19 protein-coding genes are annotated in these 26,906 nt (G+C 60.7%); 18 read left to right on the top strand and 1 reads right to left on the bottom strand.

Features of this window, described 5'->3' with window-relative positions; translation table 11 throughout:
- Positions 1 to 91: 91 nt before the first annotated feature.
- Entirely contained in the window at positions 92 to 1,123 is a 1,032-nt protein-coding gene (gene holA, locus H7B90_RS14440; protein WP_185136593.1) for a DNA polymerase III subunit delta, read from the top strand.
- A gap of 112 nt (positions 1,124 to 1,235) precedes the next feature.
- Here the strand turns inward: holA and rpsT are convergent, their stop codons facing one another.
- Entirely contained in the window at positions 1,236 to 1,508 is a 273-nt protein-coding gene (gene rpsT, locus H7B90_RS14435) for a 30S ribosomal protein S20 (RefSeq protein WP_185136592.1), read from the bottom strand.
- Between the two features lie 170 nt (positions 1,509 to 1,678).
- On the opposite strand from rpsT, the gene gpr reads away from it, so the two are divergent.
- The 17 genes from gpr (at position 1,679) to lepA (ending at position 26,827) form a co-directional block, all read left to right on the top strand.
- A complete protein-coding gene (gene gpr, locus H7B90_RS14430) occupies positions 1,679 to 2,686 on the top strand; it encodes a GPR endopeptidase (RefSeq protein ID WP_185136591.1) in 1,008 nt (335 codons plus the stop codon).
- 123 nt (positions 2,687 to 2,809) lie between these two features.
- The gene (locus H7B90_RS14425) at positions 2,810 to 4,672 is read left to right on the top strand and encodes a sensor histidine kinase (RefSeq protein ID WP_185136590.1); all 1,863 of its coding nucleotides are present in this window, start codon (positions 2,810 to 2,812) and stop codon (positions 4,670 to 4,672) included.
- A 12-nt stretch (positions 4,673 to 4,684) separates the two neighbouring features.
- On the top strand, positions 4,685 to 6,202 hold the full coding sequence (locus tag H7B90_RS14420; RefSeq protein WP_185136589.1) for a response regulator: 1,518 nt from the start codon (positions 4,685 to 4,687) through the stop codon (positions 6,200 to 6,202).
- Between the two features lie 134 nt (positions 6,203 to 6,336).
- Positions 6,337 to 7,215, top strand: coding sequence for a carbohydrate ABC transporter permease (locus H7B90_RS14415; protein WP_185136588.1), 879 nt, complete (start codon positions 6,337 to 6,339; stop codon positions 7,213 to 7,215).
- A 1-nt stretch (position 7,216) separates the two neighbouring features.
- On the top strand, positions 7,217 to 8,044 hold the full coding sequence (locus tag H7B90_RS14410) for a carbohydrate ABC transporter permease (protein ID WP_185136587.1): 828 nt from the start codon (positions 7,217 to 7,219) through the stop codon (positions 8,042 to 8,044).
- Positions 8,045 to 8,170: 126 nt separating this feature from the next.
- Entirely contained in the window at positions 8,171 to 9,229 is a 1,059-nt protein-coding gene (locus tag H7B90_RS14405) for a LacI family DNA-binding transcriptional regulator (protein WP_185136586.1), read from the top strand.
- Between the two features lie 896 nt (positions 9,230 to 10,125).
- Entirely contained in the window at positions 10,126 to 11,046 is a 921-nt protein-coding gene (locus tag H7B90_RS14400; protein WP_185136601.1) for a glycoside hydrolase family 113, read from the top strand.
- Between the two features lie 31 nt (positions 11,047 to 11,077).
- Positions 11,078 to 12,295, top strand: coding sequence for an AGE family epimerase/isomerase (locus tag H7B90_RS14395; RefSeq protein WP_185136585.1), 1,218 nt, complete (start codon positions 11,078 to 11,080; stop codon positions 12,293 to 12,295).
- 1 nt (position 12,296) lies between these two features.
- On the top strand, positions 12,297 to 13,502 hold the full coding sequence (locus tag H7B90_RS14390) for a glycoside hydrolase family 130 protein (RefSeq protein WP_185136584.1): 1,206 nt from the start codon (positions 12,297 to 12,299) through the stop codon (positions 13,500 to 13,502).
- A 265-nt stretch (positions 13,503 to 13,767) separates the two neighbouring features.
- Complete coding sequence (locus H7B90_RS14385) at positions 13,768 to 15,087, top strand: ABC transporter substrate-binding protein (protein ID WP_185136583.1); 1,320 nt, start codon at positions 13,768 to 13,770, stop codon at positions 15,085 to 15,087.
- Positions 15,088 to 15,286: 199 nt separating this feature from the next.
- The gene (locus tag H7B90_RS14380) at positions 15,287 to 16,573 is read left to right on the top strand and encodes a stage II sporulation protein P (protein ID WP_185136582.1); all 1,287 of its coding nucleotides are present in this window, start codon (positions 15,287 to 15,289) and stop codon (positions 16,571 to 16,573) included.
- A 12-nt stretch (positions 16,574 to 16,585) separates the two neighbouring features.
- Complete coding sequence (locus H7B90_RS14375) at positions 16,586 to 16,963, top strand: hypothetical protein (RefSeq protein ID WP_185136581.1); 378 nt, start codon at positions 16,586 to 16,588, stop codon at positions 16,961 to 16,963.
- A gap of 137 nt (positions 16,964 to 17,100) precedes the next feature.
- Positions 17,101 to 18,117, top strand: coding sequence for an HD-GYP domain-containing protein (locus tag H7B90_RS14370; protein WP_185136580.1), 1,017 nt, complete (start codon positions 17,101 to 17,103; stop codon positions 18,115 to 18,117).
- 39 nt (positions 18,118 to 18,156) lie between these two features.
- Entirely contained in the window at positions 18,157 to 18,855 is a 699-nt protein-coding gene (locus H7B90_RS14365; RefSeq protein WP_185136579.1) for a Crp/Fnr family transcriptional regulator, read from the top strand.
- A 471-nt stretch (positions 18,856 to 19,326) separates the two neighbouring features.
- Complete coding sequence (locus tag H7B90_RS14360; protein WP_185136578.1) at positions 19,327 to 21,324, top strand: endonuclease MutS2; 1,998 nt, start codon at positions 19,327 to 19,329, stop codon at positions 21,322 to 21,324.
- 437 nt (positions 21,325 to 21,761) lie between these two features.
- A complete protein-coding gene (locus tag H7B90_RS14355) occupies positions 21,762 to 24,839 on the top strand; it encodes a fibronectin type III domain-containing protein (RefSeq protein ID WP_185136577.1) in 3,078 nt (1,025 codons plus the stop codon).
- Between the two features lie 173 nt (positions 24,840 to 25,012).
- The gene (lepA, locus tag H7B90_RS14350; protein WP_185136576.1) at positions 25,013 to 26,827 is read left to right on the top strand and encodes a translation elongation factor 4; all 1,815 of its coding nucleotides are present in this window, start codon (positions 25,013 to 25,015) and stop codon (positions 26,825 to 26,827) included.
- The last annotated feature ends 79 nt before the right edge of the window (positions 26,828 to 26,906 follow it).

Raw genomic sequence — 26,906 nt, 5'->3', positions numbered from 1 at the left:
AGAAGGACAAACGCTTCTTTTTTTGTTAGACTGGATGGAGATCGAAGGACTTGATCGTTCCGCGGCATGGAACGGGAAGCGGAGGCTTGGCATGGAATACCGGATGGCTCTGAAGGAGCTTCGCGACGGGAAAATCAAACCTTATTACATATGCTTCGGAACCGAGACGTATCTGATGAACGACTTCATCGAGAGGCTCGCGGGCTCGCTCGTCGAGCCGGAGCACCGGGACATGGCGATCATTCGCTTCAGCACGTCCGAGAACGGAACGGACGAGATTCTGGAAGAGGCGCAGACGCTGCCGTTCCTCGTCCCGAGCAAGCTCATTCTCGTCCGCGACAGCGTCGTGTTCGCGGCGGGGAGGGATTCGGCCAAGGTCGAGCATCGCCCGGAGCGGCTGCTGGAGTATATGAGCGCGCCGATGGACAGCACGGTGCTTGTGTTCGTCGTGCCGCACGAGAAGCTGGACGAGCGGAAGAAGCTCGTGAAGTACGCGAAGGACAAGGACGCGGTCGTCTCGTTCGCGCCTCTGCCGGCCGAGGAGCTCATGCAATGGGTCGCCCGCCGGGCGGAGAGCCGGAACCGGCGGATCGAGCCGCCGGCCGTCGAAGAGCTGCTGCGGCGCGTCGGAAGCGACATGGGCGCCCTGGCGGCCGAGATCGACAAGCTGATCCTGTACGCGGGAGAAGCGGGGACGATCGCGGCGGACGCGGTCGTCCAGCTCGTGCCGGCCAGCACCGAGCAGAGCGTCTTCAAGCTCACCGAGGAGATCGCAGCGCTTCGCACCGACCGAGCCTTGGCGCTCTATTACGACCTGTTGAAGCAGCGGGAGGAGCCGATCAAGCTGACGGCGCTGCTCGTCCGCCAATTCCGCAACATGCTGTTCGTGAAGGAGTTGGGCAAGCAGGGCTACACTCCCCAGCAGATGGCCGGGCAGCTGGGCCTTCACCCGTACGCGGCGAAGATCATGGCGGAGCAGGCCCGGAGCTTCAGCGTCGAGAGGCTGACCGCCGTGCTGGACCGGTTGGCGGAGCTGGATTACGGAATGAAGACGGGACGCGTGGAGAAGACGCTCGGCTTGGAGATGTTCCTGCTGAAGACGGGCTCGGAGGGCGGACAATAAAGCGGAAGGGCAATCCGATAAGGGGGCGTCGCCCCCGGACGGGTCCCGATAAAAATACAAGGAGCCTCGCGCATGCGAGGCTCTTCCATATAACGCTATCGCGGTTCAAGCCTTAAGCTTGAGCGGACAAAGCGTTCAGCTTCTTGGCCAGACGGGATTTCTTGCGGGCAGCCGCATTTTTGTGAATGAGACCCTTGGTTACCGCTTTATCCAGCTTCTTCTGGGCGAGTTGAAGCGCTTCTCTCGCAGCGTTCACGTCCGTTCCGACGACGGCTTGGTCGGCTTGCTTGACGGCCGTGCGAAGAGCGGACTTCTGCGAAGCGTTGCGCAGACGACGCTTCTCGTTCGTCTTCGTCCGTTTGATGGCGGATTTGATGTTCGGCATTGATTTCACCTCCTGCAAAACAACGAGTATTTCTCCAAACAACTTGTAACATTCTATCATGCAGGGGGGCAAAACGCAAGCCATTAAAAGCGGCGGGAACCGGGCGGGAAGCGGTTGCGCAAGCCGGTCGCCCGCGGCCGATTCAACGTACGAAAGGGGAGCGCGACAAAGTGACGGATCAAGAGCTCGACTTAAGCCCATACGCCGTCCGAACCGATCTGGCGGTGGAAGCCCGGGAGATGGCCGGCCCTCCCGACACGCCGATCCCCGGGGTGTGGCAGGAGGCCAGCAAGAACGGCGGCATTACGGTCACCCGGATGCACATCCAGTCGCAGGAAGGCGCGAGGGCGATCGGCAAAATGCCGGGACACTACGTGACGCTGGAAGTGCCCGAGCTGAGGCGGGGGGACACGGATCTGCAGGACCGCGTGGCGACGACGTTCGCGAAGGAGTTCGAGGCGTTCCTCTCCCGCATCGGGGTCGGCCCGAAGGCCAGCATCTTCGTCGTCGGGCTCGGCAACTGGAACGTGACACCGGACGCTCTCGGCCCTCTCGTCGTCGAGAATATCATGGTCACCCGGCAATATTTCGAGCTGATGCCCGACCAGGTCGGACCGGGTTACCGGTCCGTTAGCGCGGTCGCTCCGGGCGTGCTCGGGACGACGGGGATCGAATCGAGCGACATTGTGCAAGGAATCGTGGAGACGGCGAAGCCCGACCTCGTCATCGCGGTGGACGCCTTGGCGGCCCGGTCCCTCGAGCGGGTGAACACGACGATCCAGATCGCGGACACGGGCATCCATCCCGGCTCGGGGATCGGCAACAAGCGCAAGGGGCTGACGAAGGACATTCTCGGCGTCCCGTGCATCGCGATCGGCGTGCCGACCGTCCTGTACGCCTCCACCATCGTGAACAATACGATGGACATGGTGTTCGAGCATATGAAGCAGCATACGCCGAATACCGACCCGCTCTTCGGGGTGTTCGGCTCGATGAAGGAGAACGAGCGGCTGCAGCTGGTCAAGGAAGTGCTCGAGCCGCTCGGCCACGACCTGCTCGTAACGCCGAAGGAGATCGACAAGTTCATCGAAGACATCGCCAACGTCATCGCGAGCGGGCTGAACGCCGCGCTGCACGAAGCGGTGGACACCGACAATGTGGCCGCCTATACGCATTGAACGGCCGCTCCCTCCCGGTTCCGCGGAGGGAGCATTCCGTTGGCCTCTTGAATATCATTTGTTAGGATAAATCGATACGAGTATAATAATAAGAACAAAACGCAAGTGGGAATGAATCCAACCATGAAGCCGACGTACCGATGGCCGAAGTCGTTCCGGCCGACCAACCGGATGGAAGGCAAGCTCCTGATCGTGTTCCTGTTCCTGATCATCCTGCCGATCGGCATCTTGAGCTACGTATCGGCGTTGCGCTATTCGAACACGATCGAGAACAACACGGTCAATTACGCGTCCCAGCTGTCGGACAAGATGATGGACAAGCTGGACGATTATTTGGAGGACATGAAGAAGATCTCGATTTTCTCTTCCTATATCGGGGGAATCAAGGACGGCCTCAAGATCTCGAATCGATTTTACCAAGCCCAGCCGAACCGGGCGAACGAGACGCCGAGCACGATCCTGCCGTCGGAGCAGCAGACGCGCATCGACGTCCAGAAGAAGATCGGCAACAGCCTTTATTTTCTCAATAATATCAAAAGCGGAACCAACTCGGTCTATCTGTTCGACCGTTACGGTCACGTCTATTACGCCGCCCAGAATCTGGGCGTCCGTTCCGACCTCGAGCAATCGTACCCGAAGTGGAAAGAGCTGGCGTATGAGGCCAACGGTTCCCCGGTGCTGGTCACCGCGCAGGAGCAATCCCAACCCGCCGTCGGCAAAAGATACGTGTTCACGGTCGTCCGGTCGATCATCGACCCGATCAATTACGAGGCGCTCGGCATGATCGCCGTCGACGCGAACGTCGGGGTCATCGAGAACATCGTCCAGGACCTGGACAAGACGACCCTCGGCACGACCGTCGTCACCGACGGGGCGGGACAGGTTATCTATAACAGCGGGGAGAAGTCGAATGCCCCGGAATACCCTCTCGAGGACTGGATGCGCGAGAGCGGGGACGGCAAGGGCAGCTTCCACGCGACGCTGAACGGGGAGCACATCTTGACCATCTACAAGCAGTCCGCCCGGACGGGCTGGAAGGTGTTGATCACGATCCCGGAGAAGCATCTGATGGCCGACGCGAACCGGACGCGGAACTTCACGATCGCCGCCGCCGTCACGATTATGAGCTTCGCCCTTCTGATCTCGCTCTTCCTCGTGTTCGCCCTGACCCGGCCGCTTCGTTCCCTCGTGCGCACGATGAAGGAAGTTCGGCGAGGCAATCTCGACGTCGTCTTCCCGGTCGTGCGGCGGGACGAGATCGGCCTCGTCGGAAGCGAGTTCAACCGGATGATCTCGCAGGTGAAGACGCTGATCCACGATATCTACGCGATCGAACAACGCAAGAAGGAAGCCGAGGTTCAATCGCTGCAGCATCAGATCAATCCGCACTTCATCTACAATACGTTGGAATCCATCCGCATGACGGCCGTGCTGAACGACGACGCCGAAGTCGGCGACATGACCCAATTGCTGGGCAAGCTGCTCCGGTACAGCATCCATGCGGAGACGGAGACGGTTCCGATCGAGCAGGAGTGGGAGCATCTGAGGATGTACGTCCTGCTCCTCAACTATCGCTTCGGCGACCGGTTCGTCTTGGAGCTGCCGCCGGAGGAGGAGACGCGGGGCATCCACGTCATGAAGCTGCTGTTCCAGCCGATCGTGGAGAACGCCGTCTATCACGGGTTCGACGAGGGCAAGCCGAGAATGACGGTGCGGATCCGATGCCGGGCCGAAGGGAACGACCTTCTGTTCGACGTGTCGGACGACGGCACGGGAATGGACCAAGAGAAGCTGAAGCGGCTCCGGGAGTCGCTGATGGAACCCGTCCCCCGTTGGGACGGAAGGGGAATCGGCCTGCGCAACGTCAACGAGCGGCTGAAGCTCGTCCATGGGGAAGCGTACGGCCTCTCCATCGACAGCGAGCCGGGCGAGGGCACGACGGTGACTGCCCGGCTTCCGCGCGCGAAGAACGACGCTTCATTATAGGAGGGGAAGGACATGATCCACATAGCGGTCGTGGACGACGAAGAGAGAATCCGCCTCGGGTTGGCCAAGCTGATCGAGAAGACCGGCGAAGAGTATAAGGTGGTCGGCTGCTTCGCCGGCGGTTCGGAGCTGCTCGAGAGCCTGAACGAGATCCAGGCGGATCTCGTCATCACCGACATCAAGATGCCGCAGATGAACGGGCTTCAGCTGATCGAGAAGGTTCAGCAGCGAAGGCCGAAGATCAAATTCGCCATCGTCAGCGGCTTCAACGACTTCGACTTCGCCCGCCAGGCGATCCGCCAGGGGGTCGAGGACTATCTGCTCAAGCCCGTCGACCAGGGCGAGCTGGCGACGCTGCTCCAGCGGATCAAGAACAACATAGAGCTGGAACGCTACCGCAAGGAAGTCGCCACCGAGGAGCACATACGGCTGCTGCTGCGGAACGACATCGATCACCTTCCGGAGCATATGAAGCAGGGGGCGAGCCGCGACCTGGCCCAGACAAGCCTGCTTAAGGACCATCTGGCGGTGCTGCTCGTCCGGACCGAGCCCGAGCTCCCTTCGGAGCGGCTGGAGCAGCTCGTGGGCTATTGGAATCGCGAGCGCCGGCTGATCGCCTGGGAGCCTCGCCATACGGCGGTCGTCGCCGCCATTCGGGAAGGCGACCACGCGGATACGGTCCGCGAGCTGGGGCACACGCTCCTCCAGCAGCTTCCCCATTCCGCGGCCGCCCGGATCGGCGTCAGCGGCATCCATCAAGGGCCGCTGAAGCTGAGGGAAGCTTACCTTCAGGCGGAGGCCGGCATGCAGTACGCCTGGTACGACGCCGGAGCGAAGGCGATGGCCGACGAATCGGTGCTGGCGAAGAAGCCGGACGAGCCCTACAACCCGCTTCGGCTGCTGGAGAAGGAGTTCCGTCCCGCGCTGCAGGTTCTCGACTTCCAGAAGGCCGAAGCCGCCGTGCGGGATTGGCTGGACGAGGCGGGCGAGCGCCGGCCGCCTTGGCGGGCGTTGGCGGAAGGGGCTGCTTATTTGTTCGGTCTCATCCGCGACGAGTGGATCGAGCGCCAATCGCAGCCGGCCGAATATCCCGACGATTCGGCCCCGCCGTCTCCCGCCGCCTACCCCGACTGGACGGCCTTCAAGGCTGCGGTGCTGGCCCTCGCGGACGGCAGGCTCGACAACCTGAAGAACGCCAAGCAGGAGAACCGGGTCGTCGAGACCGTCAAAGCGTTCATTCAGAAAAACTACGTGGAGGAATTGGAGCTTCAGAGGCTGGCCGACACCGTGTATTTGACCCCGAGCTATTTGAGCAAACTGTTCAAGACGACGACGGGGGAGACGATCACCGACTACATCATCTCCGTCCGGATCGAGCGCGCCAAGGAGCTGCTGCTGAAGAACCCGTCGTTCAAGACGTACGAGGTCGGCGAGCAGGTCGGCTACCCGGACCCCGCCTACTTCAACAAGGTGTTCAAGAAGGTGACGGGATTCACTCCCAAAGAATATCGCGAACGAGTTAGGTTGTAGTTATCTAAATTGAAGACAAGGAAAACAAACATAGAACCTTAAAAAGAATAACGGGATCGCTTATAATAGCTGTAAGCGATTTCCTGTCATTTGCAGAATGCAGGTTAAACCGAAATTCGGAAGCAGGGGTGTCTATGTTCAATTTGAGCTACAAAACGCAGCGGTACCTGATCTTGTTCGGTTTCCTCACGATTCCGATTTTGTTCTCCCTTACGTTCTCGTACTACCCGGCCTTATCCCTTATCTATTACAGCCTGACGGACTGGACGGGGCTGGGCTGGGACATGAACTGGGTCGGCTTCGCCAACTATAAAGAAATCTTCACCCGGCCGGAGATCTTCGGGGCCTTCAAGAACAACGCTTACTACTTCGTGGGCGGCCTCGTTCAGACGGCGCTCGCGCTGTTCTTCGCCGTGATCCTGACGAGCAAGCTGCGCGGCCGCAACGCGTTCCGCGCGATGCTGTTCCTGCCGTACGTCCTGCACAGCGTCGCGACCGTTATCATGTTCAAGAACGTCTACCACGGGGAATACGGTTCCTTGAACATCTTCCTTGAAGCGATCGGCCTCGGCTCCTGGCAGCAATCGTGGCTGGGCAATCCGAACCTCGTCAACTTCTCGCTCGCGTTCATCTCGCTGTGGAAATTTTTCGGCTTGAGCATGATTATTTTCATCGGGGCGCTTCAATCGATCCCGGCCGACTTGTACGAAGCCGCCAAGATCGACGGAGCTTCGTCCTGGCAATCGTTCCGCTTCATCACCGTGCCGAGCATCCGCTCCGTCATCGAGCTGATGATGATCCTGACGCTCACCGGCGCGCTCGAAGCGTTCGACATTCCGTACATCATGATGCTCGGAGCCAACGGAACGTCCACGTTCGTCTCGACGACCGTCGATATGGCCTTCAAGTTCCAGAAGGCGGGTCTCGCTTCCGCCATGGCCGTCGTCCTGCTCCTGATCGTCATCGCCTTCATCATCGTACAACGCAAACTGCTGTTCAGGGGGGATAAGTAAGATGGAACGAACGAATAAAGCGCTAACGGCCGCGAAGTACGTATTCCTTCTCGCCGCCGTGTTCGTCGTCTTCTTCCCCATCTATTCGGTGGTCGTCGGCGCGTTCAAGACGCAGGTCGAATACTATCAATCCGGGATGAGCTTGCCGCACGACTGGCTAAACTTCGATAACTTCAAGAAGGTTTACGAGGTCGGCAAGCTCGGGCTCGGCTTCAAGAACATCCTGATCATTCTCGCCATCTCGCTCGCGGGCAACGTCCTGTTCGGAACGATGGTCGCGTACGCCCTCGGCCGCTTCGACTTCAAGCTGAAGAAGCCGATCATGGGCATGTACCTGGTCGCCCAGGTCATCCCGATGATCACGACGCAGGTCGCCACGTTCAGCGTCATCAAGTACCTGGGCGCCTACAACCACATGACCGCCCCGATTCTGCTGTACGTCGGCGCGGACGTGCTCCAGATCGTCATCTACCTGCAATTCGTCAACAACATCCCGAAGGATCTGGACGAGAGCGCGATGATCGAAGGGGCGTCGCTGTTTAAGATTTACCGCTCGATCATCTTCCCGCTGCTCACGCCGGCGACCGCGACGCTCGTCATCATGAAGACGATCAGCATCTACAACGACTTCTACACTCCGTATCTGTACATGCCGAGCAAGGATCTGCGAGTCGTGTCGACGGCGATCTATTCCTTCGTCGGACCGAACGCCGCCCAGCTGAACGTCATCTCCGCGGGCATTCTGCTTATCTTTATCCCGACCGTCGTCCTGTTCCTGTTCCTGCAGCGCTACATCTTCGCGGGAGTCACGAACGGCGCCGTCAAGTAACCGAAGGCAAGGCTCGGATAGGCTAAAAAACGGACCGGCTATTTCCCTAACGTATCGAGTGTGTTATGATAACAGGTAACTTTGTTATCGGCATCATTCTATACGCGAAGGAAGGGCCGGTCTTTTATGTCCAAGAAAGTAACGATGCAGCAAATCGCCGACCACGTCGGGGTGTCCAAGTTCGCCGTGTCCAAGGCGCTGGCCGGCAAGTCCGGCGTCAGCGCCGAGACCCGGGAGAAGATCATCGGAGCCGCGACCCAGCTCGGCTACTTCGTGCAGAAGAAGACGAAGACGACCGGTTCTAAGGCGAGTTCGGGCCCGAGCGAGAAGTCGCAGGGGGACACGATCATCGTCTTGATCCCGAACGTGCGGTATCAGAACCGCCATTCCTTCTATTGGGGACGCATTATCGACGGCATCACGAACGGGCTCGAGGAGCACCGGATCGGCATCATGATCGTCACCGAGCATATCACCGACAACTTCGCCAAGCTCATCAATCCGGACGGGGTTCTCGGCTTGATCGGAGTCGGCTTGATCTCCAACCAGCTGCTGCTCGAGATCCGCAACCTGGGCATCCCGTTCGTCATGGTCGATCACGAGGATCCGCTCATCCCGTCGGACTCGCTGTTCATGAACAATTACGAGTGCGTGCGGCGCGTGACCAACTACCTCATCGGCAACGGTCACCGGAAGCTTCAGTTCGTCGGCAACATCCGCTACTCGAGAAGCTTCACGGACCGGTGGCTCGGCTACCGCTCGATTCTGGAGGAGCAGGACATTCCGCTCGGGCAGGACCCGCGCCTGCTGTCGTTCGAGGGGGAGAACCGCTCGGAGATGACCGAGGCGCTGGACGTCATCCTTCACGATCTTCAGCGCGAGCAGGGGCTTCCGACCGCGTTCGTCTGCGCGAACGATTCGATCGCGATCTGCGTCATGACCGTGCTCATGAAGATGGGGATCGATATTCCCGGGCAAGTGTCGGTCACCGGCTTCGACAACATCGAGGACGCCGCGATGTCCAAGCCGACGCTCAGCACGGTGCACGTCAACAAGGAAGCGCTGGGCCAGCGGGCGGTGGAGACGCTGCTGTGGCGGATCGCCCACGCCGACGGCCCGAAGGAACGGATTCTGCTGTCCGGGGACTTCGTCGTCCGCGAATCGACGGGTCCGGCTCGAGAGTAAGCGCGTTAAGCGTCTCCCGCATTCGCGTATTTGCGAGGTTCGCCATATATTCGCAGCGATTGATATTAACGATCGGTCCGTCTTATGACGGCCGATTTTTTTTTCTACCATTAACTGATTTACATACAGGATTCGTGATCCCTGATTGGGTTCCTATCTTGGCATAGGTTCCGCCGCAGGGAGGCAGGCAGGCGGATAAACTTGTGTGATTTTTCGAATAGCATCATCGAAATCATCCATGCAGATGAGCTTTTGTACGAGTTTTCATCCACCATTCGAGCAAGGTGCCCTATCGAAGAAGAATTTGTATGATTTTTCATCCAACCTTCAAGTAAGGTGTCATTTTCGAGAGGGATTTGTATGATTTTTCGTACACATTCAAGCCAAAGCGCCTTCTCGGGGCAGACGGGTCCAAATCAAAGTCGAATAGGACAGTTCCGTTAGCGAAAGGGCCATCCGTATTTCTCGAGATTTTTGAGGATGGCGGAGTTATTGAATAAATGGCTTCGCTTCGATTCGATTCGTTAGACTCACTTTCAACGAAATAGCGTTTGTTGGATTGGTTAGCCCCGTCCGTTCCTAACGTTCCGGCCTCCGTTCCGGTCCGATTTATATGTTGAAAAGGCAGCGGCGCGCGCAGACGCGAGGGTTAGGCGCCCATACAAAATGCCCGCTTATCTTTTCGCGTCTTGTACTCCTTTATTATTTGTGGCACTCTATCGGAATGTTTGCCCTCTATTATTGACTTCTTAGCCTTGAATGTTAAAATGCAAATGAGCATTCGTTATTATTAATCGGAAACAAAATAATAACAACATCGCAATTCAAGTTTACAAAATGGCAGAGGACCAAGAAGGAGTGAGCACGTGAACAGCTGGAACGAGAAAGTGTGCGGCATGACCTGGGGCTGGACCGGCGTGCGCGGCACCTGGAGCGGCGAAGCCGCCGACTTCTCCATGGAGGAGATGGCCAAGCTGGGCGTCAACTGGGTCGCGATCGCGCTGGCCGCCCTGCAGGAGCATCCGCAATCGACGACCATTCGCTTCCGCGAGCAACCGACCGTCACCGACGACGAAGTCCGCTGGGCGATCCGCAAGGCGAAGTCGCTCGGGCTCAAGGTGTGCCTGAAGCCGGTCGTCAACTGCGCGAACGGCACTTGGCGCGCCCACATCGGCTTCTTCGACCACGAAGTGCCGGGAGAGCCGAGCTGGCGGGAATGGTTCGCTTCCTACGGCGAATTCATCAAGCACTACGCCGCGATCGCGCAGGAAGAAGGCTGCGAGATGTTCTGCGTCGGCTGCGAGATGGTTCAGACGGACAAGCGCGAAGCCGAATGGCGCCGCTTGATCGCCGAAGTGCGCCCGATCTATTCCGGACTCGTCACCTACAACTGCGATAAATACCAGGAAGGCTACGTCGGCTGGTGGGACGCCGTCGACATCATCTCGTCCAGCGGCTACTACCCGATCGGCGAGTGGGAAGGCGAGCTCGACCGGATCGAAGGCGTGGTCCGGAAGTGGAACAAGCCGTTCTTCTTCATGGAAGCCGGCTGCCCGAGCCGAGAAGGCTCTCCCCGCCGCCCGAACGACTGGTCGCTGCCGGGCGGGCCGTCGGAAGAAGCCCAGAAGGCGTATTACGAGGATATGTTCGCGGCTTGCTCGCGCCGGGAATGGATGCGGGGCTTCATGCTCTGGGATTGGCCGGCGAAGCTCTACGACGCGTCGGAGGCGGCTTCCAACGACGATTACTGCATGTACGCCAAGCAAGCGGCCGAGACGGTCCGCTCCCACTACAAGCAGCATCTGCTGATTCCCTAACTTCATAGAGAAGAGAAAGGAGCGGAGCTTCATGAGCCTTCCATACGAACAATGGCGCGAAGAGCTGACCGCCGAGCTCAAGGACAACATCCTGGGCTACTGGATCAAGAACACCGTCGACGAGAAGCGCTTCGGCTTCGTCGGGGAGATCTCGCACGACGGCGAAGTTCGCTACGATGCGGACAAAGGGCTGGTGCTTCACGCCCGCATTCTGTGGACGTTCGCTTCCGCTTACCGCCTGTACAAGGACGAAGCGTATTTGAAGATGGCGAGACGCGCTTACGAGGCGCTGAACGAGAAGTTCCGGGACCCGGTCAACGGCGGCCTGTACTGGATGATCGACGTCTCCGGACAACCGGCCCAGGACAAGAAGCAGGTGTACGGCCAGGCGTTCGTCATCTACGCCCTCTCCGAGCTCGTCCGCGCCACCGGCGACGCCGAAGCGCTGGCGTGGGCGGGCGACCTCTACCGCTTGCTCGAGAAGCACGCGTACGACCCGGTTCATCTCGGCTACGTCGAAGCGCTAGCGCGCGATTGGACGGAGACCCCGGATCTGTCGCTGAGCGGCAAGGACCTGAACGAACGCAAATCGATGAACACGCATCTTCACGTTCTCGAGGCGTACACGAACCTGTACCGGGTCTGGAAGCCGGAAGGGCTGCGGGCGAAGCTGAAGGAACTGATCGAGGTCCATCTGGACAAAATCATCGATTCCTCCACGAACCACTTCCTTCTGTTCTTCGACGACGAGTGGAACTCGAAGTCCGACCACGTCTCGTACGGCCACGACATCGAGGGCAGCTGGCTGCTCTGGGAAGCGGCCGAGGTGCTTGGCGACGAGGATCTCCTCCCGAAGGTCAAAGAAGCGGCCCTGCGCATGGCGGAGGCGACGCTCGCCCAAGGCGTCGATGCCGACGGCGGCCTGTTCAACGAATTCGACGGCCATCATCTGGACGATTCGAAGGACTGGTGGCCGCAGGCGGAAGCGATGGTCGGCTTCCTGAACGCGTACCAGCTGTCCGGGGATTCCCGGTACCTCGAGGCCGCCCAAGGAAGCTGGAGCTTCATCTCGAAGTACGTCAGCGACCGCGAAGGCGGCGAATGGCATTGGCAAGTGACCCGCGCAGGCGAACCGGTCCGCTCCGCGAACCAGCCGAAGGTAGGCGCCTGGAAGTGCCCGTACCATAATAGCCGAGCCATCTTCGAAGCGCTGGAGAGATTGAATCTAATAGAGAAGAGGGAAGCATAATATGAGCGCATGGTTGGAACAATTGAAGCAGCTCGCCGACGCCCAGGAGCGATTGATTAACCGTCCGAACCCGCCCGTCAAGCCGGGCAACGGAATCTACTTCCGCCACGAGCATCCGGTCGTGACGAACGAGCACGCTCCTCTGTACTGGCGGTACGACCTGAACCCGGAGACGAACCCGCTCCTGCTCGAGAGGATCGGCGTCAACGCGGCGTTCAACCCCGGCGCGATCGAGCTGGACGGCAAGTTTTACCTGATGGTCCGCGTCGAAGGCGCCGACCGCAAGTCGTTCTTCGCCGTCGCGGAGAGCGACTCGCCGACGGAAGGCTTCCGCTTCTGGGATTACCCGGTGCTTCTGCCGGAGACCGAAGACCCGGACATCAACGTGTACGACATGCGCCTCGTGAAGCACGAGGACGGCTACATCTACGGCCTGTTCTGCTCGGAACGCAAGGATCCTTCCGCGCCGATGGGCGACACGTCGAGCGCCGTCGCCCAAGGCGGCATCGTCCGCACGAAGGACCTGAAGACGTGGGAGCGCCTGCCGGATCTGAAGACCCCGTCCCCGCAGCAGCGCAACGTCGTTCTCCATCCGGAATTCGTGAACGGCAAGTACGCGTTCTATACCCGTCCGCAGGACGGCTTCATCGATACCGGAGCGGGCGGCGGCATCGGCTGGGGCTTGTCGGAGAGCATGAATCCGGCCGTCATCGAAGAGGAGACGATCGTCGACGAGAAGGTGTACCACACGATCAAGGAAGTCAAGAACGGCCAAGGCCCCGCGCCGATCAAGACGGACAAGGGCTGGCTGCACATCGCGCACGGCGTCCGCAACACCGCGGCCGGGTTGCGCTACGTCGTGTACGCCTTCATGACCGACCTGAACGAGCCTAACAAAGTGATCTATTCGCCGGGCGGCCACCTGATCGCTCCGGAAGGAATCGAACGCGTGGGCGACGTCTCGAACGTCATCTTCTGCAACGGCGTCATCGCCCGCGACAACGGCGAAGTGTACATTTACTACGCGTCTTCGGATACCCGCTGCCACGTCGCCTCCACGACGATCGACCGGCTGGTCGATTACGTGACCGGCACGCCTTCGGATCCGCTTCGTTCCCGGGCTTGCGTGGAGCAGCGCTCCGAGCTGATCGCCCGCAACCTGGAGCTGATGCAGCGTCCCGAATACGCCTTCCTGAAGCGCGGCTAACCTTCGGCGGCCCAGCCGCTAACAACCGCATAACCTAACCATCGCAACCCCTCGGACGCGTCTTTTTTAGGACCTGTTCGAGGGGTTGTAAACTAAAAATATTTATTTGTTATCATAAAGCACGACAATAAAAACAAAACGATTACCTGTTCTCCGAAAATAAAAAGTTTATAATGGGGAACTGTAAGCCATGTAAGCGATGTCACCGATCCAACGAATCGGCCAGGCAAAGCTCGAAAAAACCATTTATGGGGGTATTACCGACATGAAAAAAAGCGCTTTGACCATCGTCTCCCTCCTTCTTCTGTCGTCCGCGCTGGCGGCCTGCGGAAGCAAAAACAACGATAACGGGGCGTCTCCTTCCGCTTCGGGCTCCGCTTCCCCGACGGCTTCGGCTTCCGGCTCCGCCGAAAGCCCCTCGGAACTGGGCGGCAAGATCAAAGTCCTGACGACCCGGACCGACATGGTCAACGACGGCACGATGGACCGTTACGCGGCCAAGTTCAAAGAGAAATATCCGAAGGCCGAGATCGAGTTCGAAGGGCTGACCAACTACGCCAGCGACATCAAGGTTCGCCTGACGACGGGCGAAGCGGGCGACGTCAACCTGATCGACTCCGGCATCCCGACCAGCGAGCTGTCCAAGTACTACGAGCCGCTCCCGGATTCGATGTTCGACGACGTGTATTTCCCGGACTATATGGCTTACGAAGGCAAGCGCTACGGCATCACGACGGGCGTTAACACGCAAGGGATCGTCTACAACAAGCAGGCGTTCAAGCAAGCGGGCATCGACAAGATCCCGACGACGCTGGACGAGCTGTACGCGGCCGCCCAGAAGCTGAAGGACGCCGGCATCATTCCGCTGTACATGAACTACGGCGCTCAATGGCCGGTCACCAACTGGGGCGAGAACTCCTACGGCTACGTAGCGGGCAACGCCAAGTGGACCGACACGCTGCTGACCTCCGACGCTCCGTTCACCGTCGACGGGCCTTGGGGCAAGCTGATCCAGATCGCCCGCACGTTCGTCGAGAAGGGATGGGTCGAGAAGGACCTGGCCACCAACAACTGGGAGATGTCCAAGGGCGAAGTCGCTTCGGGCAAAGCCGGCATGTACTTCCTCGGCAACTGGGTCATCCCGCAGCTCGTCACCGCAGGCGCCAAGTCCGAAGACATCGGATTCTTCCCGCTTCCGTACGACAACAGCGGCAAGTATAACGCTCCGCTCGGCGGCGACTACTACATGGGCGTCAGCAAGACCAGCCAGAACAAAGAGCTGGCGACGGCGTTCGTCGACTTCTTCGTCAAGGAGTCCGGTTACCAAGCCGATTCCGGCATGATGCCGATCCTGAAGTCCGAGAAGCCGGAGAGCCCGCAGCTGGCGGAGTTCAACTCCTTCAACCCGACTTACATCGAGAGCGAAGCGGTCGATCCGAAGTATAACGAGATCATGAACAAGGCCGAGCTCGCGATCGGCGTCGGTTCCATCGACCAGGAGCTGATCACGTCGAAGGACCTGCAGAAGGCGTTCGACGAGATGAACAAGAAGTGGGCGGAAGCGAAGAAGGCGCTCGGCTACTAATATTCGATACCGTTGGCAAGACCAAGGCCTCCCGGCGCGCCGGGAGGCTTTTTCGCTTGTCCGCGAGCGCTCTTCCTCTCTATCAACCTCTAAATCGAACGGGCCGGTTCTATCATTCCCGATCCTCTCATACATATGACTATCAACGAAAAAAAGAGAGACACTTCCCCGGCGGCAGGGTTTCTATGGGAGGAAGAACATGAAGCGGATCGTCGTCCTGCGCGCGGGCAAGCGCAGCCGTATAGGCATCAAGCGCCTGCTCGCGACCGGCAAAGCCTATCTGGCACTGAGCCTGTGCTCGATGCTCGTCTTTCTGCTGCTCGGTCTGGGCGGCATGCTCCAGAACTCGCTCGCGTCGTCGCCCGTTCAATCGATGAGAGGGTTCGCGGCCTCGGTATCCGGCACTTTTTTCGCTTCCCTATTAGGTATGGAATTGCCTCATATGGAGAAGCAAGTAGAGAAGTCGCCGTTCTCGGCCGAGCGCATGGCGGCGTTCCTCGTCCGCTTCCTGACCGACCTGAACCCGGACGATCCGAAGAGCCTGCTGGAGCTCGGCATGCCGAGCGTCGGCAGGGACAGCGCCGTGCTGCTTCGTCCCGGATCCGGCGGCGATGCCGAGGCTCCGGAGGACCGGGGGCCCGAATCCGTCGACGAGGGTTCGGACGGGGAGGAGGAGCCCGGCGCGGAGCCGTCCCCGCAAGCTTCCGACGGTGCGGGCGAAGAAGCCGATCCCGGAGACGATCCCGCCTCCGAACCGCCGCCGTCTTCTTCCGAGCCGCCGGCGGAGGAGACGCCTCCGCCGCCGGCGGACGGACGCGACGTCGTGTTCATCTATCATTCGCACAACCGCGAATCGTGGTTCCCGGAGCTGAAGGCCGGCACGAAGGATCCGAATTCGGACAAGGTGAACGTGACGCTCGTCGGCAAGAGAATGGCGGAGCAGCTGGAGCGTCTCGGCGTGGGGGCGGTTCACTCCGACAAGGATTACGCGAAGACGGTCAAGGGCTACAATTGGAATTATTCGTACAAGTATTCGCTGCAGACGATCAAGGAAGCGATGAAGAGCCACAAGGACCTGAAGTTCTTCTTCGACATCCACCGGGATTCCCAGCACCGGAAGAAGACGACGGCGACGATTGACGGCGTCTCCTACGCCCAGGTGTACTTCATCATCGGACACCGCAATCCGGACTGGGAGAAGAACGAGGCGTTCGCCAATTCGATCCATCAGGTGCTGGAGAAGGAATATCCCGGGCTGTCCCGGGGCATCTGGGGCAAGACGGCGGCGACCGGCAACGGGGAGTACAACCAGTCGGTGGCGGACGACAGCGTGCTGATCGAGATCGGCGGGGTGGACAACACGCTGGCGGAATGCTACCGGACGGCGGACGCGCTGGCCAAGGCGGTCGCCGGGATTATCCGGGAAGGGCAAGGGGCCGTCAAGGCGAACGGCGCCGCGGAAGGCGCCAAGAGCGAAGCGAAGTAAGGAGGTGCGGACATGGGCAAGGATCTGTTCCGATTGATTCTGGTCGGGGGAGCGATCGTATTCGCCATTCTCTTCGGCATGGAGCTGGCGTCCAGCGGGATCGGCGACGTGTACGGCCCGATGGAGACGCCGGCCGGCGCGGGGACGCATCCGGAAGCGGGGACGCGGCCGGATGCCGCGACGGCCGAGGCTCCTTCGGCCGAAGAGGGAAGATTCGGCAGCGAGCCGCCGGGCATCTCGGTCGGGGAGACGGAAGACGACCCGATTCCCCGGCTCGACCACACGCCGGTCATCGACCGGCTCGCGGGCAAGACGGCGGAAATTTTGCAAAATGCGTCTAAAGGCGGTATCCATTTCATCGTCAACCTGTTTAGTAAGACGACCGAATGACAGAGAGCATCGGGAAAAGTGCCGAAAGACCCGGGAAATCGCTTTTTTTGTAACATTGGTTACAGAAACGATACCTTGCTTATGGTAATATTTTCTCAGACAAAATAGGGCCATGATCAAGGATTGGAGTGGAATCCATGCGATTAGTTTCCGTTGACGAGCTCGAAGAGGGTGACTTGCTCGGCCGTGGGTTGTATGATGAAGGCGGAAGGTTGATGCTGCGCCAAGGCGTTCCGTTGACCAGCCGGTTGATCGAAGGAATCAAGAAGCGGGGACATCAATACCTGTTCGTCCAACTGAACGAGAAGCGCGCCGCCGCGAGCGGCTTCGACCTTATAAGCAATTTGCGCTTGCTGACGAAGGATCTTCTGGGGCGGGTGTTCCGGTCGGTGCGGCAGAACGGGAGCCTGCCTCTCGAGCCGCTGATGGACTGGGCCGACCACGTCTCTTATTCTATCGCGGAAGAGAAGGAGATCACGATCCGGCTGAGCGACCTGGAGCGCGATCCCGGACGGGATGAAGACCATTCCGAGCTGATCGCGCACAGCCTGAACGTCTGCTTCCTGTCCATGCTGACGGCCAAGGCGCTCGGCTACAAAGAGAAGCAGATCCACGAAGTGGCGCTGGGCAGCCTTCTTCACGACATCGGCCTCGTGCTTCCCCATGACGGAACCTTCTTCTTCCAGCATCCGCTCATCGGCCACGATCTGCTGCGCAAGCTGCCGGACTTCCCGTCCGAATCGCTGAAGATGGTCGTTCAGCATCACGAGCAGGTGGACGGGACGGGCTTCCCGTACGCGCTCCGCGGCCCGCAGGTGTCCGAAGCGGCCCAGATCGTCGGCCTCTGCAGCGAGTTCGACTACTTCATGAACGGCGGCCTGAAGTTCCGGCTTCCGGGCGAAGGCATCGACTTCGTCATGTCGAAGACCGATACCGCCTTCGGTTACGGAGTCGTTCGGGCCTTCCTGAAGGCGTTCCAGCCCTATCCCGTCGGGACGAAGGTCCGGCTGACGGGCGGGCTGCTCGGTACCGTCGTCGAGCTGAATCGAGGCCATTCGTGCCGCCCGGTCGTCCAGCTGCAGCCGTCCGGGACAAGCTTCGACCTGATGAAGCATACGACTTTTATGATCGAAGAGGTAATCCATGCCGATTGATTCAACTCCGGAAGGAGAGCGAGGGGCTGACCCGATCCTATGACCATCACCGCGGCGAAGCTTCGCTCTGCTTTTCCTTTTTTTCAAGAGATGGACCCGTCTCTGGTGGAGGCCGTTCTTCCTCATATCTCGGAGAAGAACTACCGGAAGGGCAGCCTGATCTTCCTCGAGGGCAACAAGGGGGAGGAAGTGTTCTTCATCGCCTCCGGCGCCGTCAGCCTCTTCACGCTGAACCGGACGAAGAAGGTCGTCCTCAGCGTGCTTCGCGAAGGGGACTACTTCGGGGAGATGGCCTTGATCAACCCCGAGCCGGGCCGGTCCGCGACTGCGGAGACGCTGGCGCCGACCAAGCTGTATTCCCTTCGGAAAAGCGCCTTTCTGCTGCTGTTCGACCGGGACCGCGGCTTCCTCCGGCACTTGCTCCTCAACACGATGGAGCGTCTGAACAACGCCAACCAGCAAATTTACGACATGACCTTCCTCAGCGTCCGGGCACGCATCATCAAGCGGCTTCTCAGCCTGCAGGCGCAGCAGCCGGGCTCGGCCTCGGGCCGGGAATCGCAGCTGCCCCTGCGCATTACCCACCAGCAGCTCGCCGATATGGTCGGCGCGGTTCGCGAGACCGTGTCCAAGATCATTCAGGAGCTGCAGGACGAGGGGCTTATCCGGATCGAGCGGCGGATGATCCGCCTGGCGGAGCCCGCCCGGCTCGAGAAGAAGCTCCAGGAAGAATCGTAGCAGGTCGGAAGCGGGCGGGCGATCGGAGGGCGGACGCTTGCCCGATGACGCCTTCGCCCGTTCGGGTTGACGGAACCGGCCGGGATGGCATACAATGGTATCGATTATGATTAAAGGGGCAACTTTTTATGTTGGTCTTGGTTCTGAACTGATCAATTGGATAAGTCGTTAGGTACGCAAGCGGAGAAGGCCGAATTCGTTCGGTTTGTTTCCTTATGCGTCCGAACGGCGACTAATTGCCAGTGAAGAACCGGTCAAGTTCGCCCATGCCGAGAGGCATCCGTTCAGGGGACGAAGCCGCGCTATTCAGGCGCGGCTTTTTTGCGTCCATTTCCTCCCTTAGGGGGGAGTGGGTTTCTTGCGCCCTTCGGACGGTTGCCCGACAGCCGCGCGCTTCGCCGATTTTGGCGATGCCGCGGCTTTTTACGTTTATACCGCAAATCCAGAAGTTAAACGGAGGAGATCCAACCCATGAGAGAACCATCGCTGGCCAAGCTGGAATACCGTCGCGCGATCGACACGCTGCTCTCTTACGCGACCACTTACCCGGGCAAGAAGCTGGCCGAACGGCTGCGGCCGATGACCGATCGGAGCGTCATCGAGGCGCGTCTGCGCGAGACGGAGGAGGCGAGGCGGCTTATCGCCCGAGGCTCCCAGCCTCCGCTTCCGTCGCTGGAAGGAATGGAGGAGACGATGCAGCTGCTGGGCACGGGGTACATTCTGTCCGAGCAGCAGCTCGGACACGTCGCCCGCTTCGTCCGCAGCTGCGAGCAACTGCGGAAGTTCATGGACGGCAAGGCGTACGAAGCCGCGTCGGTGGCGGGGTATTCGGCGTCGATGTACGATCTGACCGATCTCTTGAGAGAGATCGAGAACAGCGTCGACCGGGGGATGATTCTGGACGGAGCGAGCCCGGAGCTCGGCAAGATCCGCAAGCGGATCCGCGCCGCCGAGGAGAAGCTGCACAAGCGGCTGGAGGGGCTCATGGCGAAGCACGCGGACTGCCTGCAGGAGAGGCTCGTCAGCCAGAGGAACGGCCGGTACGTGCTGCCGGTCAAGAAGGAGCTGCGCAAGCGGATCCCCGGGGCGGTGCTGGACGAATCCGCGAGCGGACAGACGGTGTTCGTCGAGCCGGCGGAAGCGGTCGGCCTGCAGATGGAGCTGTCCGCGCTGCGCGCCGAGGAGAACCGCGAGGAGCTGCAGATTCTCGCCCGCCTGACCGAGGAGGCGGAGAACCGCTCGCAGGAGCTGTCCGTCAACATCGAGACGGTCGGCCATTACGACCTGCTGTTCGCCAAGGCGAAGTGGGCGCTCGCGATCGACGGCCGCCCCGTCGAGCTGAACGAAGAGGGCGTCATCGAGCTTCGCGGCGCCCGGCATCCGTTCCTCGCCGGGAAGGCGGTGCCGCTTAACGTCACGGTGGGAGACGGATACCGGACGCTGCTGATTACCGGGCCGAACACGGGCGGCAAGACGGCGACGATCAAGACGGTCGGCTTATTGACCTTGATGGCCCAGTCCGGCTTGCTCGTGCCGGCGGAGGAAGGGAGCAAGCTGTCGGTATTCCGGGCGGTGGAAGCCGACATCGGGGACGATCAGAGCCTCGACCGGTCGCTGAGCACGTTCTCCTCCCATCTGAAGAATGTCATCGACATCTTGGCGGAGGCCGACCGGAGAACGCTCGTGCTGCTCGACGAGCTGGCGACGGGGACGGATCCGGGCGAAGGGATCGGCCTGTCCATCGCCGTGCTGGAGGAGCTGCACCGTCGGGGAGCGGTCGTGCTGGCGACGACCCACTTCAACGAGATCAAGGAGTACGCGAGAGTGACGCCGGGCTATCGCAACGCCCGGATGGCGTTCGACGAGGAGACGCTCCGTCCGCTGTACCGGCTGGACATGGGCGAGGCCGGCAACAGCTACGCCTTCGTCATCGCCCGCAAGCTGGGCATCGCCGAGGGGATCGTCGAGAGGGCCCGGGCTATCGCGGAGGGGCTGCGGAGCGGTCGGCCGTCGGCCCCGATCGCGGCGGCGCCCGCGGAGGGCGGGGAGACGAAAGCCGGCGACGGCGGGCCAAGGAAGGTTGCCAAACCGGAACGAGCTGCGCCGGCGCCCGCTCCCGCTCCCGCCGCGAATTCCGCCGCCGCCCCCGGCTCCTTCTCCGAAGACGCCGCATCCGAGACGGAGCCGGAGTTGAGCGTCGGCGACGCCGTCTGGATTCCGAGTCTGGGGACGAGAGGCGTCGTCTATCGGCTCCCCGACGAGCGAGGCAATCTGACCGTGCAGATCCGCGGCGAGAAAATCAAAATCAACCGCAAGCGAGTCACTCTGGCGATCGAGGCGAAGCGGCTGTATCCGGCCGACTACGACCTAGACATCGTGTTCGAGTCGGTGGAGAACCGCAAGAAGCGCAAGCTGATGGGCAAGCGGCACGTGGAGGGGCTGAAGATCGAGAAGCCTCCGGAGGATTAACGAGATAAGGTAAGTTGTCGCCGACGGGGGAGGCTCTCTCTTGTCGGCTATTCTTCTTGCGAACGGTTCTAGAAAATATTAGATATCGGAATGGGGTGTCTACTATAATGTAGAATAGAGTCGAAACGCATCAGGAGGTCCCCATGAGAAAAAACGCCGCCATCGTTATGCTATTCACGCTTGTTATGCTTCTTATTCCGGCCGTGCCGCCGGTTGACGCCGCCGCTCCGGTCCTTACAATGACCGGCGGTACGGTCACTACGGCAAAGGACAAGCCCGGCGTTATTATCGACAGCAACGTTAAAATAACGGATTCGGACAACGCGACGCAATCCAGCGCGATAATCTACTTCGGGAGCGGCTATCAATCCGGGGATATACTTACATTTAGCAATACGGATTCGACGGTTTTCGGCAACATTGTTGGAAGCTATAATGTGGCAACGGGCGTTTTGACGCTTACTTCTTCGGGAGCCACGGCATCGAATGAGCAGTGGTCGCATGCTTTGAGCGCGGTGAAGTTCTCCTCGTCTTCGACGGTCGTAGGACCTCGTTCGCTCCTCTTTAGCGTTTACGACGGCTCCAATGGCAGCGCAGAGGCCGCCGTTACCGTAATCGTCGGGACATTGCCCGGCGCGCCGACGGATGTGACGGCGGTAGCTGGAGACGGTGAAGCGACGGTCAGCTTCACGCCTCCGGCGAGCGACGGCGGGAGCGCGATCACGGGTTATACGGTAACGTCGAGCCCGGGAGGATTTACGGCGTCGGGAACGTCCAGCCCGATTAAAGTAACGGGATTGACGAACGGAACGTCATATACGTTCGCGGTCACTGCGACGAACGGCATCGGCACAGGCGCTGCGTCTGCGCCGTCGAACAGCGTAACGCCGAAGGCTCCGGCGACGGTGCCCGGAGCGCCGACGGATGTGACGGCGGCGGCGGGAGACGGTGAAGCGACGATTAGCTTCACGCCTCCGGCGAACGACGGCGGGAGCGCGATCACGGGCTATACGGTGACGTCGAGCCCGGACGGGTTGACTGCGACGGGAACGTCTACTTCGATTAAAGTAACGAGATTGACGAACGGAACGCCTTATACGTTCACAGTGACCGCTACGAACGGCGTCGGTACGGGTCCGGCGTCCGCGGTGTCGAACAGCGTAACGCCGAAGGCACCGGCGACGGTGCCCGGCGCGCCGACGGATGTGACGGCGGCGGCGGGAGACGGTGAAGCGACCATTAGCTTCACGCCTCCGGCGAGCGACGGCGGGAGCGCGATCACGGGTTATACGGTAACGTCGAGCCCGGGAGGGTTCACTGGGACGGGAACGTCCACTTCGATTAAAGTAACGGGATTGACGAACGGAACGCCTTATACGTTCACAGTGACCGCTACGAACGGCGTCGGTACGGGTCCGGCATCCGCGGTGTCGAACAGCGTAACGCCGAAGGCACCGGCGACGGTGCCCGGAGCGCCGACGGATGTGATGGCGGTAGCTGGAGACGGTGAAGCGATGATTAGCTTCACGCCTCCGGCGAGCGACGGCGGGAGCGCGATCACGGGCTATACGGTGACGTCGAGCCCGGACGGGTTGACTGCGACGGGAACGTCCACTTCGATTAAAGTAACGGGATTGACGAATGGAACGCCTTATACGTTCACAGTGACCGCTACGAACGGCGTCGGCACAGGCGCCGCGTCTGCGCCGTCGAACAGCGTAACGCCGATGGCACCGGCGACGGTGCCCGGCGCGCCGACGGATGTGACGGCGGCGGCGGGAGACGGTGAAGCGACCATTAGCTTCACGCCTCCGGCGAGCGACGGCGGGAGAACGATTACCGGGTATACGGTGACGTCGAGCCCGGGAGGGTTCACTGGGACGGGAACGTCCAGCCCGATTAAGGTGACGGGTCTGACGAACGGGACGTCGTATACGTTCACGGTCACCGCCACGAACGGCGTCGGCACAGGCGCCGCGTCTGCGCCGTCGAATAGCGTGACGCCAAAGGCACCGGCGACGGTGCCCGGAGCGCCGACGGGCGTAAGAGCAGCGGCGGGCAACGGAAAAGCGACGATCAGCTTCACGCCGCCGGCGAGCGACGGCGGGAGCGAGATTACCGGCTATACGGTAACGTCGAGCCCGGGAGGGATTACCGCCGTCGGAACGACCAGCCCGATTACGGTAACGGGTCTGAAGAACGGTACGACCTATACCTTTACGGTCGCCGCGACGAACGGCGTCGGCACCGGACCGGCTTCGGCGGCTTCGAACGGCGTCAGGCCGACCGCGCCGCACGATCCCGATCGGACGCCGCCCAAGCCGATGATCGATCTGGGCGGAGTTCCGTTCGACCCGGATTCGATCGACACGACGAAGCCGTCCGTCACGCTGGAAGTGACGCCGTCGAACGGCACGGCGAACGTCAGCATACCGGCGACGGTTTTGAGCGGACTTGCCGGGGAGAATGCTTCCTTTTTCCTAGAGATCAAAGCTCCTTACGGCAGCTACCGGGTGCCTGTCCAGCTTGCTTCGCTCATCCCCGGGCTGACGGAGCTGCTTAAGACGAACGGCCTGAGCGCGGAAGACGTCAGCTTCAAGATCACCCTGGCCGACAAGTCGGGCGACGAATCGATCCAGGCGGCGCTCGCGAGCGGCTTGCCCAACGGCCGCGTGCTTGGAGCACCCGTCGACTTCGACATCCGAATCGTCCGCTTGCAGAACGGTCAAGCCTTGGCCAACGCGAATACCTTCGCCGAATCGATCGAGAGATTGATTCCGATGCCGAGCGGCGTGACCGCCATGCCGGAGCATTGGGGCGCGTTCCGCTATAACGATAAGACCGGCGAGTTCGAATTCGTCCCCGCCCGTTCCGTGCGCATCGATGGGGGATGGTACGCGGCAATCCGCTCCCGCACGAACAGCGTCTACGTCGCGGCGGACAACGCGATCCGATTCGCGGATGTGCCGGCTGGCCATTGGGCGCGAACGGCGGTAGAGCTGGCCGCGGCCAGAGGGCTGGTCGAAGGCGCAGGGAACGGAAAATTCGCGCCGAGCCGAATGGTGTCGAGAGCGGAATTCGCCGCGATGCTGGTGCGGGCGCTCGGACGGAGCGCGCCAAGCGGAAGCGCGGACCCGGAAGCGCCGTTCGCCGACGTGCAGCCGGGCTCCTGGTATTCTTCCGCGGTGGCAAGGGCGAAGTCGCTCGGTCTCTTGGAGTTTGCCGGCGAAGGAGCCTTCTACCCCGATCGACCGCTGACGCGCGGGGAGATGGCGAGGATGCTGGCCGCCGCGGTCGCGCTGGAGAAGCCGCTGACGGCAACGGCCGCATCCGGCGCGTACAAGGATCTGGGCGGAGTCGACTCGGATACGTTCGCGGACATTGGCCTGATGACGCGGCTCGGCATCATGACGGGAACGGGCCCGGACGTCTTCGCTCCGCAAGGGCAGACGACGCGAGCGCAGGCGGCCGTCGCGGTCGTCCGATTGCTGCAAGCGATCGATCTGATCGACTGATTCCAGCGCCGCACAAGGCCGACTCCCAAGCGACTATGCTTCGGGAGTCGGTTTTTCTTTTCCCCTTGTCCGCCCATATATACGGAAGTGATCGTTGTCGATTGATGCTCCGGCTATCCGTTGCTATAATAGATTGGATAGCCACAGGATGCGAGGAGTCGGTGGAGGTACCAATGGCAGACAATCAACGCAAACAGAGCCATATTCGGAATTTTTGCATTATCGCGCATATCGACCACGGCAAATCGACGCTGGCCGACCGCATATTGGAATATACGGGGACGCTGACGTCCCGCGAGATGCAGGATCAGATTCTCGATTCGATGGACTTGGAGCGCGAGCGGGGCATCACGATCAAGCTGCAGGCGGTCCGTCTCCAATACAAGGCGGACGACGGCGAAGTGTACACGCTGCATTTGATCGACACCCCCGGGCACGTCGACTTCACGTACGAGGTGTCCCGCAGCTTGGCGGCCTGCGAAGGCGCGCTGCTCATCGTGGACGCCGCCCAAGGGATCGAGGCGCAGACGCTGGCCAACGTCTATCTGGCGCTGGACAACAACCTGGAGATTCTGCCGGTCATCAACAAGATCGACCTGCCGAGCGCCGAGCCGGAGCGCGTGAAGCAGGAGGTCGAGGACGTCATCGGCCTCGACGCGAGCGAAGCCGTCCTGGCGTCGGCCAAGAACGGCGTCGGCATCAAGGAGATTCTGGAGCAGGTCGTCCAGAAGGTTCCGGCTCCGAAGGGCGATATCAACGCGCCGCTTAAGGCATTGATTTTCGACTCGCATTACGATGCTTACAAAGGCGTCGTCTGCTATATCCGGGTCATCGACGGGACGATTCGCGCGGGTACGCCGATCAAGTTCATGGCCACAGGGGCCACGTTCGACGTCGTCGAGGTCGGCACGTTCAAGCCGCGGGCGACCGTCGTCGACGAGCTCGGGCCGGGCGACGTCGGCTTCGTGACGGCGTCCATCAAGAACGTGAAGGACACGCGCGTGGGCGATACGGTCACGAACGCGAAGAACCCGACGCCGGAGCCGCTGCCTGGCTACAAGCGGATCAATCCGATGGTGTTCTGCGGCCTGTATCCGATCGATTCGTCGGACTACAACGATCTTCGCGACGCGCTCGAGAAGCTCGAGCTGAACGACGCCTCTCTGCGCTTCGAGCCGGAGACGTCGCAGGCGCTCGGCTTCGGCTTCCGCTGCGGCTTCCTCGGGATGCTGCACATGGAGATCATTCAGGAGCGCATCGAACGGGAATTCAACATTCCGCTTATCACGACGGCGCCGAGCGTTATCTATAAGGTGACGCTGACGAGCGGCGAGCAGATCGACATCTCGAACCCTTCCGAATATCCGGAAGCGGGCAAGCTCGACTTCGTCGAGGAACCGTTCGTGAAGGCGTCCATCATCGTTCCGAAGGATTACGTCGGAGCCATCATGGAGCTGTGCCAAGGCAAACGCGGCGAGTTCATCGACATGCAGTATCTGGATACGAACCGCGTCACGCTGAAGTACGACATCCCGCTGGCCGAGATCGTGTACGACTTCTTCGACCAGCTCAAGTCGAGCACGAAGGGCTACGCCTCGTTCGATTACGAGCTGTCCGGGTACCGCCAATCCAACCTGGTCAAAATGGACATTCTGCTCAACGGGGAACAGGTCGACGCCTTGTCGTTCATCGTTCACCGGGACCGCGCGTACCAGCGCGGCCGCGTCATCTGCGAGAAGCTGAAGGATCTGATCCCGCGCCAGATGTTCGAGGTGCCGATCCAGGCCGCCATCGGGCAGAAGATCATCTCCCGCGAGACGATCAAGGCGATGCGCAAGAACGTCCTCGCCAAGTGCTACGGCGGCGACATCTCGCGGAAGCGGAAGCTGCTCGAGAAGCAGAAGGAAGGCAAGAAGCGGATGAAGCAGGTCGGCAGCGTCGAGGTGCCGCAGGAAGCGTTCATGGCGGTGCTGAAGATCGACGAGTAGTTATCGGGCCGACGGTCGGGCCGGCAGTCCGGCCGTTCGGAGGTTCGCGCTAACGGAAGTAACTTGCCGGGCCGGTCAA

Source organism: Cohnella xylanilytica, from assembly GCF_014212175.1.
Taxonomy (GTDB): domain Bacteria; phylum Bacillota; class Bacilli; order Paenibacillales; family Paenibacillaceae; genus Cohnella; species Cohnella xylanilytica.
The sequence above is the reverse complement of the archived record's forward strand: the minus strand, read 5'-3'. Positions and strand labels throughout refer to the sequence as shown.

What these genes read in the sequence shown, in the direction of transcription:
- holA (WP_185136593.1), top strand. Translation starts at nt 92, where the DNA reads ATGGAATACCGGATGGCTCTGAAGGAGCTTCGCGACGGGAAAATCAAA.
- rpsT (WP_185136592.1), bottom strand. Translation starts at nt 1,508, where the DNA reads ATGCCGAACATCAAATCCGCCATCAAACGGACGAAGACGAACGAGAAG.
- H7B90_RS14425 (WP_185136590.1), top strand. Translation starts at nt 2,810, where the DNA reads ATGAAGCCGACGTACCGATGGCCGAAGTCGTTCCGGCCGACCAACCGG.
- H7B90_RS14420 (WP_185136589.1), top strand. Translation starts at nt 4,685, where the DNA reads ATGATCCACATAGCGGTCGTGGACGACGAAGAGAGAATCCGCCTCGGG.
- H7B90_RS14415 (WP_185136588.1), top strand. Translation starts at nt 6,337, where the DNA reads ATGTTCAATTTGAGCTACAAAACGCAGCGGTACCTGATCTTGTTCGGT.
- H7B90_RS14410 (WP_185136587.1), top strand. Translation starts at nt 7,217, where the DNA reads ATGGAACGAACGAATAAAGCGCTAACGGCCGCGAAGTACGTATTCCTT.
- H7B90_RS14405 (WP_185136586.1), top strand. Translation starts at nt 8,171, where the DNA reads ATGTCCAAGAAAGTAACGATGCAGCAAATCGCCGACCACGTCGGGGTG.
- H7B90_RS14400 (WP_185136601.1), top strand. Translation starts at nt 10,126, where the DNA reads ATGACCTGGGGCTGGACCGGCGTGCGCGGCACCTGGAGCGGCGAAGCC.
- H7B90_RS14395 (WP_185136585.1), top strand. Translation starts at nt 11,078, where the DNA reads ATGAGCCTTCCATACGAACAATGGCGCGAAGAGCTGACCGCCGAGCTC.
- H7B90_RS14390 (WP_185136584.1), top strand. Translation starts at nt 12,297, where the DNA reads ATGAGCGCATGGTTGGAACAATTGAAGCAGCTCGCCGACGCCCAGGAG.
- H7B90_RS14385 (WP_185136583.1), top strand. Translation starts at nt 13,768, where the DNA reads ATGAAAAAAAGCGCTTTGACCATCGTCTCCCTCCTTCTTCTGTCGTCC.
- H7B90_RS14380 (WP_185136582.1), top strand. Translation starts at nt 15,287, where the DNA reads ATGAAGCGGATCGTCGTCCTGCGCGCGGGCAAGCGCAGCCGTATAGGC.
- H7B90_RS14375 (WP_185136581.1), top strand. Translation starts at nt 16,586, where the DNA reads ATGGGCAAGGATCTGTTCCGATTGATTCTGGTCGGGGGAGCGATCGTA.
- H7B90_RS14370 (WP_185136580.1), top strand. Translation starts at nt 17,101, where the DNA reads ATGCGATTAGTTTCCGTTGACGAGCTCGAAGAGGGTGACTTGCTCGGC.
- H7B90_RS14365 (WP_185136579.1), top strand. Translation starts at nt 18,157, where the DNA reads ATGACCATCACCGCGGCGAAGCTTCGCTCTGCTTTTCCTTTTTTTCAA.
- H7B90_RS14360 (WP_185136578.1), top strand. Translation starts at nt 19,327, where the DNA reads ATGAGAGAACCATCGCTGGCCAAGCTGGAATACCGTCGCGCGATCGAC.
- lepA (WP_185136576.1), top strand. Translation starts at nt 25,013, where the DNA reads ATGGCAGACAATCAACGCAAACAGAGCCATATTCGGAATTTTTGCATT.